Genomic DNA, 11,964 nt, shown 5'->3' on the forward strand with positions numbered 1-11,964 from the left:
CTTTTGCGTCCGGTAGAAGGAGTTCCGGCGCACCCGTTGGACAGGGAGCGCCCTCCCTCAGGGATTTTTATCCCTTAATCCCCTATTTTTCGCTTGCACATTTATTCCCATTCATGTACTTCACAAGGGATAAAAGCCCGTCAGGGGCCTGCCATCGCGCTCCGCTGCGCGGACCGATGCCCATGCCCTTCCGCATTTCCTCTATGCGGTTATCCGCCAAAGGGTTATGCAACGTATCAAAACTTTTTCATTCCCCAGAACCCAGAATATATGCGTATTTTACCCATCCTGGCCTTTACCTGCCTTTTCGGAAGCATTTCCTTCGCCCAAGGACAAAGCCGCACCCCCTCCAGGCCGGAACCGGCCCAACCGGCAGCAAATGCTCCGGCGGCCGATACTGTGGACAAGTCCCTGCCGCCAGCCGCCGTCAACGGCATCCGGTTCGTTCTGAAGGAGCCCATGTCTCTTCCTTCTCCCATTTACATGCCTATTGATTCCAAAAGGCTGGAAAAAGTGGAAATCCGCGCCGCCCTTCCGGGACGCCGCAGCGTTTACCCCAGGAGCAAGATCATTACCCTGTTCGGGGGCCTGGACCAGAAAGGCATGCCGACCAATAAACTCGTCAGCAAGCCCCTGCCGCCCGATCTTGGCTCCAAAACCCTGGCTCTGGTCGGCAAAAACAGCAAAGGGGAATTGACGCTGGATTTTATTAATGAGTCGGAACTGCCGCTGAACTGCGTTTACATCCAGAACCTGACCGGACGCACGTTCACTTTGGAACTTCCCAAACCTCCCTCGGGAGAAAAGAGCGCTATCGAACTGCCCAGCAAATCCACTTACATTTTCGGCAAGAACTCTACAGACAGCAACATTTCCCGCACCACCCCCGCCAATTTGACGTACATGACCCGTTTAAAGAACGGCAAAGTCGTCAAGGTGAAGGACAGAGGCATGATGCTGACGACCTACCCGGGACGAAAAGTGGTCATGATTATTTCCCCGGATTCCACCGGCCGCACCGTCGTTTTGACGGAACTGATGATTTTCAAGGAAAGGCCGTGGGCGGCTTCCTCTGACAAGTAAATTTTCTTCCGATATCCGGGAAGCCGGAAGTTGCTCTGGAGTATATCCGGATGATTCAGAAAAACGGGCATTGCTGCCCGTTTTTTTATTTTTCTTCTCCTGACGCCATGGATTGAGGGAATAAACCACTCCGGACATTTTTCCGGCACGGGAACAATGTCCGCCCTGTTTCCCGCGGCTCCAATGCGGCAGGCTGAGAAAGAGGTCTCGAAGCCATGCGGTTTGCCGAAAAAGTTCACCTGCCGCCTTCCGGCATCCGGGCAGGCTTAATAAACTTTGGGCACCAGGCCCTGACGGCTCATCTTATCCTCCACCTTTCGCCGGTTTTCCTCCAGACGCCGGGCGTCATAGGAATCATCCACAGGCTGGGCCTCCGGAATGTTTTCCCCGCGTCCCGCCCGGTATTGCTGCACCTGCGGGAGCACTCCTTCCACCAGTTCCCTGCATATCCAGGAAGGCAGGATATAGGTCTCCGTGCGTCCGGCCCGGCTCAGAGCCAGCCCAACAAATTTTCCGTTGACGTCAATGACCGGGCATCCGGCCCGTTCCGGGAACAAGGTCATGTCCGACTGGATAACCAAAGGGAATTCATCCCTTTTCAAGCTCATCCGGTTGCCCATGGAGTTCATCATGTCGAGACGCTTTTGCGGGAATTTCATCACCCTGGGCCTGGGCCCCGTGAGGAGTTTTCCTTCTATCACCTGGTTCCGCCGCCTTACTTCCACGGGAACCGTCTCACCGGGACGCACCCCGACCATGGCGGCACGGATGGAGTACATTCCATCCACCGGCTTTCCATTCAGCTTCATCAGCACATCGCCGGCCGTCAATCCGCTGCGGTGCGCGCCGCTTCCGGCTTCCACGCCGCCTATCATAACCCCCTCCCCGTCCCAGCGGGGATCGGAAACAATGCCGAGATAAGGCTGGTCATCCGCCCGCAGGCTGCGCTGAGCCACGGAAACGACTCCGAAGTCGCTCACATGCCCCGTGGGCGATACGGCTGCAATCACGTCCCCTTCCTTCGCCTGCACATAGGAATCCAGGTCAATGGGGGGAGCGGGAAGCCCCGGCACATCCATCATCAGCAGATCATGCTCCGGAAGGGCAAAGAGCACCTTGGCGTCATAAACCCGCCCGGAAGAATCCACCAGCATGACCGGACGCCGTTCCTTCTGGAGATCACTCAGCTTGGTAAGGACCTTTCCCTTCCCCACAACCGTTCCCAAAGCCACCTGGGTATTGCCGGCAACCAGCGCCACCACGGACTGCCCCACCGGAACAGCCACTTTGTCCCATTCCCGGAAAATCTCCTTGGCCTGGCTGTCCAGCACGCTTTTGTCCTCCGGCGCAATCATCTGGTCCGGAGGCAGGGGAGAAGCTATTTCCTGGGCACACGCGGAAGCCGCCGCGAATGCCGCCCATAAATATTTCATCATCATCCTTGAGTTTGTTCCTGGTATTTCAGGCCGGACATCAGGTCGCCGCGCCTGCCGAATGTAAGATCCGCCTTGTAAGCCGTACCTTTCCTCACCACCACCAAGGGAACGGTTTCCCCCGGACGGTGCCTGCCCAGTTCACGGAGCATATCCCGCACGGAACGCAGGCTCCGGCTGTCCATGTGGGTAATGACGTCCCCCGGCTGGATGCCGGCGGTATCCGCCGGAGAATTCACCACAACGTCTTCCACCACCACGCCGTCCACGCCCAGCACATCCATCATGGCAAACCCGAGCACAGGAGATTCGGGGTCCGCCATGGGATGAAGGCCCAGCTGGCCCCAATGCCTGCCGGAGAGCAGTTTGTCCCAGTCTCTCCTGAAAACGGAAACAGGGACATGGTTGTTGATTTTCAACATAGGGCCAATGGAGGAATGGATGCCAACCAACTTGCCGGACAGGTCAAAGAGGGGACCGCCGGAATCTCCGCCAATCAGCGTGCATTCCGAAATAAGGAAGCGCTGCTTTCCGTCCGTGCACAATCTTCCCATGCGGATGGGCGCGCGGCGTTCCGGGTCAAATCCCTTGGAATGGCCCAGAGCCACCACAAAATCCCCCACATGAAGACCGTCGGATTCCCCCAGTTCCACATGGGGATAGTTTCCTCCGTCCATGATTTGCACCATGGCGGCATCCCGCGTGAAGTTGGCTCCCAGCACCCGGCCCTTGACTACGCGCCCGTCGGCAAAGACCACACGCATGATTTCATCGCCGCCCACGACGTGGGCCGCAGTCAAAATCAGGCCCTGCGGAGAGACAATGACGCCGCTGCCCGTCTCTCCCCCGTCGGAAACCAGAGCCACTGTAGCAGCCGTAACGCTGGAGGCCACTTTATGCACATGTTTCTGCAAATCCGCCATGGAAGAAACATTCCCCGCAAGACCCGCCCCTCCCAACAACAGGGACACAAGCCCCCCAACGACCAAGTAGCGAAAACTCGTCATTCTCAATAATGATATCATGAAATTACCGATAATCGAATGATAGGACATACCCTACTGTATAAACGTTCAAAACGGCAGAATTTTGTCTATGGATTGCGACATGACGCCTCATCTTTTGCTTAGACCATTCCGGTTATTTATGATAAAGTCCATCCCACGGATGGGGTTAAACGACAAATCAAGGAAACGACATGACGCCTCCTGGAGGGAACGCATCCAAGATAGAGAAATGTCTTCCCATTCCCGGACGGAACGCAAAAAAAGGCCCGTTCCCCGTCCATCCTACCCCGAGCTGCCGCAGGAAGATCCTGAGCCGGCCGTCATTCCCGGTCCTACCCGCAGAACGGGGAATTCCCGCAACGGTCCTTCCCGGTATGACACGCCGCCCCAGCGACGAGCCTCCCGCCCGTCTCCGAAGGGAGATTTTGAAGACAGTCCGGAAAGAGAAAAAGAAAGCCGTCCCGCGCGCGCAGGAACCATGCGCAAGCCGCGTTTCACGCTTTTCGGAGCCCTGCTGTTCGTCCTGCTGATGCCGTTCCGCTTCATCGGCTCCCTGACGCGGAATATCCGCTGGTTCATCTGCTGGCCCCTGCGCATCCTTCTGGGATGCTGCTTCGTCGGCATCGTGATCGGATCCATCCTGGTGTTCCTTTACGGCGCCATTTCCAACCGCTATGACATTTCCGAGGTAAAGAGCAACATTCCGGAACGCACGGTGATTCTGGACCGTAAAAACCGCACCATCGGCACCCTGCACGGGGAAAACCGCAAGCGGGTATCCCTTCAGGAAGTTCCTCCCATTTTTATTGATGCCCTGCTCCTGCGCGAAGACAACCGCTTTTACGACCATGGCGGCGTGGACTGGATAGGCGTGGGCCGCGCCTTTGCGCAGGTGCTCAAGCACAAGAGAGCTACGCAGGGGGCTTCCACCCTGACGATGCAGCTCGCTAAAATTACGTACAACCACCGGGAGCGCAACCTGCATTCCAAACTGACGGAAGTGGCTCTGGCGAAACGCATTGAAGCCACTTACACGAAGGATGAAATTCTGGAGACTTACATCAACCGTATTTTCTGGGGGCACACCTTCCTGGGAATAGCGGCGGCGGCGCGGGGATATTACGACAAGGAACCCCGGGATTTATCCCTGGCGGAATGCGCCACCCTGGCCGGCATTATTTACGGCCCAAATGACTTTTCCCCCATCAAACACCCGGAAGAAGCCAAAAAAGTGCGCGATATCGTCCTTGGCCTGCTGAAAAACGAAGGCAAGATTACGGAAGTGCAGTATCAGGCGGCCCTGGCGGAGCCTATCGCCACCCGGACGCCCCAGTCCCGGTCTGAGGAAAATTACGCCATGGGTCTCGTGCGCCGGGAGCTGGACGCCATTCTGGAGGAAGAAGACATCCGCCTGGGAGGGCTGGTGGTGCATACCACATTGGACCTTGATCTGCAGAACGCCACGCTGGACGCCATCAACAAGCACATGGACGCGCTGGAAGCCCGCAAGGATTTCAAGAAGCACCTGGCCTCCCTGCAGGCCAGGCGGGAAAAGAGGGGCATCCTGAAAAACAAGCTGACCACCAAGGCGGAATATGAGGCATCCCTGGCCGCCTGGAAGGCGCTCCCTGCGGAACAGAAGGAAAAGACGCAGCCGCCGATGCCCAATTACATCCAATCCGCCGCCGTAGTCATGGACAATGCCACGGGGGCTCTTCTGGCCGTCGTCGGCGGCCGGGACGCGGAAGAATCCAAGCTGAACCGCGCCATTCAGTCCAGGCGGCAGACCGGCTCCCTGTTCAAACCTTTCATTTACGCCACGTTTTTCCAGCAGGGCAATTCTGCGGATACCCGCATTTCGGATGACAGGATTGCGTACGGGGAAATACGCGGAGCCGCCAACTGGTCCCCCCGCAATTCGGACGGAACGTACCGGGGCATGAAGCCGGCCTCCTTCGGTCTCATCCTTTCCCGCAACACCATGTCCGTGCGCATCGGCAACCGCGCCGGCTTGTCCAATGTCATTCAATCCGCACAACTGGCGGGCTTCCACGGAAATATTTCCCGCACCCCGGCCCTTTATCTGGGCACGTGGGAAGCGTCCCCTCTGGACATTGCCAGCGCCTACAGCGTTTTTGCCAACGGGGGCGTACGCCCCACACCGTACATCATTGACCATATTACGGATTCCCAGGGCCAGCCGCGCTTCGCCATCACCAAGAGCAAGCGCACCGTCTATTCCCAGCGGGCGGCGAACATTACCTCTTCCATCCTCCAGCAGGTCTGCAAGCCCGGAGGCACGGCAGGCAAAATTACCACGCTGGGCTTTAAATCCCCCTGCGGCGGCAAAACCGGAACCACGAATAATTATACGAACGCATGGTTCGCCGGATATACGTCCAACCTCACCTGCAGTGTCTGGGTGGGGTTTGATTCCTCCACCAAAATTCTGGAAAAAGGCTACGGAGGCACCCTGGCCCTGCCCGTCTGGGTGGACATTATGCTTGCCGCCCAGAAGGAAGGCTATCCCGCCAACGCCATCCGTACGCGTCCCGGTTCGGAAGGGCAGGCCGTACTCGTCTGCCGGGAATCCAATCAACTGGCCCATTCCGGCTGCCAGTACGCCAAGACTGCGTATTTTGAAACCTCCGCAGGCTACCAGGCCCCCGCCAACATGTGTGAACGGCACATTCCCATGGCGGAACCGGATTCGGAAGAGAGCATTCCCTATGCGGAACCGCTGGACGGCAGCGACGATAACATCCCCCTGGCCGAACCCGTGGAAGAAACGGACGGCATTCCCTACGCCACCCCCATCTGATTGCTTATTTTTTCCTTATGATTTCCCCATTTTTTCCCTGGTTCCTGGCCTTTTTGCTGCTGATAGCCTGCGTGGCGCTGCTGGTTCTGCTGCTGCGGTACCGGGACCGCTCCGTCCGCCTCGAAGCGGAATCCCGCTCCTGGCAGGAACGGGCGGAGGACAGAACCCAGATGCTCCGCCGGGCGGAAGAGGTGCTGAAAGATTCCTTCGCCGGCATCAGCGCGGAAGTTCTCCGGAACTCGGAGAAACAGTTTCTGAACCTGGCGGAAACGCGGCTGCAAAGCCAGCGCCAGCAGGCCAACCATGACCTGGATTCCCGCAAACAGGCCATCGAGTCCATGCTGAAGCCGGTGAGCGAATCCCTGAAACTGGTCCAGTCCCGGCTGGGAGAGATGGAAAAGGAACGCGTGGGCGCCTATACGGACCTGAAAACGCAAATCCGCTATATACTTTCCGGCAATGAAGCCCTGAAAAATGAAACCGCCAGGCTTTCCCAGGCTCTGCACCACAACAGCGTTCGCGGCCAATGGGGAGAGCTCCAACTGCGCCGCGTGGTGGAACTGGCGGGAATGGTGGAGTACTGCGATTTCACGACTCAGGAAACCCGTTCCAGGGAGGAGGAACGGGTGCGGCCGGACATGGTTATTCACCTTCCTGGAGGCCGTTCCATCATCATTGACGCGAAAGCGCCCATGGCATCCTACCTGAATGCCGGGCAGACGGAGAATCCGGAAGAGCGCAGCCAGTGGATGGCCCGCCATGCCGCGGACGTCAAGAGGCATTTGCAGCAATTAAGCGCCAAGAATTATTTTGCCCAGTTTTCCCCATGCCCCGAATTCGTCATTATGTTCCTGCCCGGGGAATCCTTTTTCCAGGCGGCTCTGGAAGCAGACCCCTCCCTGATTGAATTCGGCGCGGAGAATAAAGTCATTCTTTCCACCCCATCCACCCTGATTGCCCTGCTGAAAGCCGTCGCTTACGGATGGAAGCAGGAGCAGCTGGCGGATAATGCCAAGAAAATTTCGGAAGCGGGAGCGGACCTGTACAATACCTGCTCTATCCTTTCCGGTCATTTTTCCTCTCTGGGCAAGAGCCTGAACCAGGCGGTAGCCCAGTACAACAAAACCGTTTCCTCTTTTGAACACCGGTTCATCCCCCGGGCCCAGAAGTTGAAAAATCTGGGCGTCACCTCCACGAAGGAACTTCCCCGCTCCCTGGAAGACATTACCGAACAGGCCAAATCTGCGGATGTTCCGGATACTACGTCCTGAAAGAGCGGCAACAATACGTCTTTTTCCCTTCCTGCCCATTTCCGAGCCGGGAAAATACAGCTCTAAGGCATCCCCCGCAAACGCTTTCCTGCGCTTGAAAGCATCTTGGAGATGTAGAGGAATTCAGCCTCCGGCGGCCCTGCACTTCCCGGAATTTTCAACAATTCCTATGCGCGGCAACGGGAAACGGCAGGCTGCTTTCATCATGCAGCCGGGCAGATAATTCCCCCGCGGCGGCGCACACCGGCACCCGGAAGGCATCCAGAGCGGAACGGGAACTGTAGCCCCACCCCACCAGAATAAGCCGTGTTCCGGCGTTCACGGCCGTGTTGCCGTCATGGGCGGAGTCCCCCACCATGCACACCTGCGCCGGCTCCCTGCCCCAGGAACGGACGATGGACAGCAGGGAGTCAGGTTCCGGCTTGCGCGGAAAGCGTTCGGAAAAACCCATCACCTCCCGGAAGGGAATTTCAGGCAGGATATGGCGCACCAGCGGCACCGTAACCGCATGGGGCTTGTTGGATAAAACGCCCAGAGGATGGCCTTCTCCGGCCAGGGACAACAGCATTTCCCGGATGCCGGGGTACGGAACCGTGCCCTCCTGCCAGGTGTGCGGGTATTCGCGCATGAATCCCCGGTGCACCGCTTCAAAAGCTTCCTCCGGCACGTTTCCGTTGAAATAGCCTTTCAGGGAAGCCAGGCAAAGCTCCCGGGCCCCCTTGCCCACCATTTCCCGGATGGCGTCCACGGAATGCTCCGGATACCCCAGCGCTTTCAAGGCCAGGTTCAGGCCGCGGGCGATACCGGGAATGGAGTCCACCAGCGTCCCGTCCAGGTCAAAAACAAAACCCGTTTTCATGGATTCAATGGCAGAACCCCCGTTCGGAAGTTTCCACGAATTGGATGATTCTCCTCAGGCAGGCATTTTCCGCATACCCCGAATGCCGCAGTTCCTCCAGAGCTTCATGAACGGTCAGCTTTTTATTGACGAAAAGCTTTTTATAGCACATGCGCACGGCTTTCAGGTCTTCTTCGGAAAAGCCGCGCCTCTGCATGCCGATGGAGTTAACGGAACGCGTTACGGCCGGGTGGCCCTCCACGATCGTGTACGGCAGGACATCCTGGCTCACGCGGGCCATTGCTCCCACCATGGCATGTTCCCCGATGCTCACAAACTGGTGTACGGCGCAACATCCCGCCAGGATGGCGTAATCCCCCACCGTAACATGGCCGGCGGCGGTAGCGAACCCGGAGAAAATCACATGATTGCCGATCTGGCAATCGTGCCCGGCATGGCAGGAAACCAGGAAAAGGTTGTTATTCCCTATCCGCGTCGCGCCGCCAATGTCCGTAGCCCGGTTGATGGTGGCGTTTTCACGGAAGACGTTGTTATCCCCCACTTCCAGATAAGTCGGCTCTCCCTTGTATTTCAAATCCTGGCTTTTCAGGCCGATGACGGAAAACGGGAAAAATTCGTTGCCGCTGCCGAAGGAAGAAGGACCGTCTATAACCACATGGCTGTGCAGCACGCAGCCGGGTCCCAGTTTGACATGTTCCCCGACAACGCAAAAGGGACCGATTTTAACATCATCCGCGATCTCTGCAGCAGGATGCACTACTGCCGTTGGGTGTATTTCTGGCATGGCTGAAACAAGTATGAAACAAATTCAGGTGATTAAAAGCCTAAACCCCGCAGGGCCGTCTTTTTATCACATTTGGCCGGAAGCGGCCGCATAAGCCTCCATCTCAGGCAGCCAGGGAATCAGCAGAACGTAGATGAGTTGAAGGCACAGAATAACCAGCGCCAACGTCATCACCACTTTACGGAGCGTGAGGGAGCCGTTCAGCACATCCGTAGTCCCCAGCTTCCTGTCCCAGGGAGTAAAACCGAAACGGCGCACCCACCACCAGGAAAAAAACAGGGCCAGCAGCATCAGGGAAGGAGCAAAACACCCCAGACCAAGCACCATGACGAACAGGGAGCGCCGGAATGCCATGGGGAAAGAAAGGCGTCTTCCCCGGTAGTCCCTGACGGAAACGCCCAGCATGGCTTTTCCCGGGGTTGTGCCCAATGTTCCAAGAAATGCAGTTTCAACGAGAACCATCGGGAGGCAGAGGTAAAGCAGAGCTTCATAGGAACCAGGAAGGAAACCGGGATTGAAAGCCAGGCCGGAAACTCTGAGCACGGACAAATACAGCGTCATGTGCATCATGATATCCGCCATTCTGCCGAGAAAACGGACGTACGCATACGGAACCACCAGCGGCGCTCCCTCCTCCGAGGCCGTCCCCCCTTCTTCCTGCGGGCAATCCGCATCCGCGGCAAGCGCCGGAGCCTGCTCTTCCCCTGCGTTTTCCAGTCCCTCTTCCTCCCGGTTCCGCCGTTCTCCTTCTCCCCTGCTGACGGCGCCTGCCCCCTTCAATGCCGGAAGGTCACGGATACATACCCATTCCGGGCACCCGGCATGCCACGCCCGGGCGTTTTCCGGAATGAGGCCCGCCTCCAGCATGGAAATGACCTCCACTTCCGGCAGAGGCCCCTTCTGTTCATGACCCTGAATCCAGTAAATATCCATAGGAGATTCCTGTTACATACTGCGCAGGGAGCGGGCCGGATCCTGGCGCGCCGTGATCAGGGCAGGAATGATGGATGCCACCACAACCATGACAAAAGCTTTCACCGCCTGCCATGCCAGCTCCGCCCAGTCAATCACCACCGGGATATTCGCCGTGCCGTGGAAGGCCACGGGGAACGGGTCAAAGCCTATTCCCGCAAGAAAACCCTGAATCTGCATGCGGTATTCCAGCACCAGCAGCCCCAGCCCTACCCCCAGGAGGGCTCCCACAAAACCGATGATGACGCCCTGCCACAGGAAGACGCGCACCACCTGGAACGGAGTGGCTCCCAACGCCTTCATCACGGCGATTTCCTTTTTCCTCTGGATGGAAACGGTAAACATCACCGCCATGATGCAAAAAGCGGAAATCAGGGAGATGAAGGACAGGACAAAGCTCATCATCATGCGCTCCTTCTGCATCAGTTCAAACCACGCGTTAAAACGGTCATGCCAGGTTTCCAGCGTCCATGCGGAAGAAGGCTTCTCCTTTTCCAGCGCCTGCATCACGGGAGCCAGCATTGTTTCCACATGGTAAGGGTCTTCCACGCGCAGGGCCACGGCCTGCACCACGTCATCCTCATAACCCAGCAATTCCTGGCCGATGACCAGCGGAATGAAAAGATCCGGGCTGGGCGTATGCTGGGAGGCCCGGTAAATTCCGATCACCTCCAGGTCTTTCGGCATCACCAGCTCCTTGATTTTCCGGAAGCATTCCATATCCGCCTCATTTCTTGCCCCGGCCTTGAAACCGCTCAAAACGGTTTCCCATTCCTTCCGCGTTCCTTGCGGAAAGGCCACCCTGCCGTTGTCCGCAATTTCCCCGTCGTTCAGCACGGCAAGCAGATCCATCAGGCTGGAACGTTCCGCATCCCTGCGTGGGACGGACAACAGCCCGTTAAGCAGAGAAAAGGCCCTGTCCACGGAGGCTCTGTCGGCCGTTTCACGCTCTCCCTCCGTCTTCAGGGATTTACCCCACTCCTTCAAATCCTTGAGTTCCCGCGCGTTTTTCTCCGCCAGCATCGGCAGCTCCGTCTGCTGGTAGGCGTGGGAAATTTCCTGGAAATTGCGGGTCGTGTAAACCCGAACAACATCTCCCACCTTCAATCCCATGTTCTCCGCCACGATGGAGGAAACCACAGCCTTTTCCCCCATGTCCAGTTCCGCATCGCCGGCGACCACCAAACGCTTCAAATCCTCCAACTGGGCGGCGTTTTCCGTATCAATGGCCCGGAAAAAGCAGGGCCTCTGCCGCCCCTGCACATCCGCCAGCGCATAGTCTTCTATCAGGGCGTAGGCGGACTGGACGCCGGGAACGTGCCTGAGTTTCTCCCCCAAATCCAGCCAGTCCGGAATCACTTCCCTAACGCCGAAGTCGTTCCGGTAACATACCTGGACGTGCGGGGAGTGCGCAAACAGATTCCCCTGAATTTCCTTCTGGAGTCCTCCCATGACGGACAACACGACGATGAGCACCATTACCCCCAGAGAAACGCCCAGCAGGCAAATCAGGGTAATAATGGAAAAGAAAGTCCGCAACGGGTTCAAATACCGCAGCGCCAGGCTCAGGCTGATGTACCGGCTCAATAGGTTCTTCATGAATAACGCGGCACACCTTGCCTGATTGCGCTCCCCTTTCCAAGCCTAAAACATGTTCCGGAAAACGGGCGGCCTTTCTTCTGCCGCGCAATCAGGCAGAAAAGGGACATCCCATCTTTTCCTGCGTTGGGAACT

General features: G+C 57.5%; 9 protein-coding genes. 3 read left to right on the forward strand and 6 right to left on the reverse strand.

The window, feature by feature from the left end:
• The first annotated feature begins 270 nt into the window (after nucleotides 1-270).
• Nucleotides 271-1,083, forward strand: coding sequence for a hypothetical protein (locus tag BHW66_RS01200; protein ID WP_215490143.1), 813 nt, complete (start codon nucleotides 271-273; stop codon nucleotides 1,081-1,083).
• Nucleotides 1,084-1,349: 266 nt separating this feature from the next.
• Here BHW66_RS01200 and BHW66_RS01205 read toward each other — a convergent pair whose 3' ends face one another.
• On the reverse strand, nucleotides 1,350-2,522 hold the full coding sequence (locus BHW66_RS01205) for a PDZ domain-containing protein (protein ID WP_215711853.1): 1,173 nt from the start codon (nucleotides 2,520-2,522) through the stop codon (nucleotides 1,350-1,352).
• On the reverse strand, nucleotides 2,519-3,439 hold the full coding sequence (locus tag BHW66_RS01210) for a trypsin-like peptidase domain-containing protein (RefSeq protein WP_286688823.1): 921 nt from the start codon (nucleotides 3,437-3,439) through the stop codon (nucleotides 2,519-2,521). The genes BHW66_RS01205 and BHW66_RS01210 overlap by 4 nt, the downstream gene beginning before the upstream one ends.
• 313 nt (nucleotides 3,440-3,752) lie before the next feature.
• Between BHW66_RS01210 and BHW66_RS01215 the strand changes: the two genes are divergently transcribed.
• Complete coding sequence (locus tag BHW66_RS01215; RefSeq protein ID WP_286688824.1) at nucleotides 3,753-6,344, forward strand: transglycosylase domain-containing protein; 2,592 nt, start codon at nucleotides 3,753-3,755, stop codon at nucleotides 6,342-6,344.
• 17 nt (nucleotides 6,345-6,361) lie between these two features.
• Nucleotides 6,362-7,615: a DNA recombination protein RmuC gene (locus BHW66_RS01220; RefSeq protein WP_051729170.1), complete on the forward strand. Its 1,254-nt coding sequence runs from the start codon at nucleotides 6,362-6,364 to the stop codon at nucleotides 7,613-7,615.
• 157 nt (nucleotides 7,616-7,772) lie between these two features.
• Here the strand turns inward: BHW66_RS01220 and BHW66_RS01225 are convergent, their stop codons facing one another.
• From BHW66_RS01225 to BHW66_RS01240, 4 genes are all read right to left on the reverse strand, one after another.
• Entirely contained in the window at nucleotides 7,773-8,474 is a 702-nt protein-coding gene (locus BHW66_RS01225) for an HAD family hydrolase (RefSeq protein ID WP_012419238.1), read from the reverse strand.
• A 4-nt stretch (nucleotides 8,475-8,478) separates the two neighbouring features.
• Complete coding sequence (lpxA, locus tag BHW66_RS01230) at nucleotides 8,479-9,258, reverse strand: acyl-ACP--UDP-N-acetylglucosamine O-acyltransferase (RefSeq protein WP_012419239.1); 780 nt, start codon at nucleotides 9,256-9,258, stop codon at nucleotides 8,479-8,481.
• 66 nt (nucleotides 9,259-9,324) lie between these two features.
• Entirely contained in the window at nucleotides 9,325-10,191 is an 867-nt protein-coding gene (locus BHW66_RS01235) for an RDD family protein (protein ID WP_123043929.1), read from the reverse strand.
• Nucleotides 10,192-10,203: 12 nt separating this feature from the next.
• Entirely contained in the window at nucleotides 10,204-11,829 is a 1,626-nt protein-coding gene (locus tag BHW66_RS01240; protein ID WP_286688825.1) for an FtsX-like permease family protein, read from the reverse strand.
• Nucleotides 11,830-11,964 lie beyond the last annotated feature (135 nt).

Origin of the sequence: Akkermansia sp. 54_46 (assembly GCF_001917295.1) — a bacterium.
GTDB classification, from domain to species: Bacteria; Verrucomicrobiota; Verrucomicrobiia; order Verrucomicrobiales; family Akkermansiaceae; genus Akkermansia; species Akkermansia muciniphila.

Coding starts and splice junctions, on each gene's coding strand:
- BHW66_RS01200 (WP_215490143.1), top strand. CDS start 271: ATGCGTATTTTACCCATCCTGGCCTTTACCTGCCTTTTCGGAAGCATT.
- BHW66_RS01205 (WP_215711853.1), bottom strand. CDS start 2,522: ATGATGATGAAATATTTATGGGCGGCATTCGCGGCGGCTTCCGCGTGT.
- BHW66_RS01210 (WP_286688823.1), bottom strand. CDS start 3,439: ATGGCGGATTTGCAGAAACATGTGCATAAAGTGGCCTCCAGCGTTACG.
- BHW66_RS01215 (WP_286688824.1), top strand. CDS start 3,753: ATGTCTTCCCATTCCCGGACGGAACGCAAAAAAAGGCCCGTTCCCCGT.
- BHW66_RS01220 (WP_051729170.1), top strand. CDS start 6,362: ATGATTTCCCCATTTTTTCCCTGGTTCCTGGCCTTTTTGCTGCTGATA.
- BHW66_RS01225 (WP_012419238.1), bottom strand. CDS start 8,474: ATGAAAACGGGTTTTGTTTTTGACCTGGACGGGACGCTGGTGGACTCC.
- lpxA (WP_012419239.1), bottom strand. CDS start 9,258: ATGCCAGAAATACACCCAACGGCAGTAGTGCATCCTGCTGCAGAGATC.
- BHW66_RS01235 (WP_123043929.1), bottom strand. CDS start 10,191: ATGGATATTTACTGGATTCAGGGTCATGAACAGAAGGGGCCTCTGCCG.
- BHW66_RS01240 (WP_286688825.1), bottom strand. CDS start 11,829: ATGAAGAACCTATTGAGCCGGTACATCAGCCTGAGCCTGGCGCTGCGG.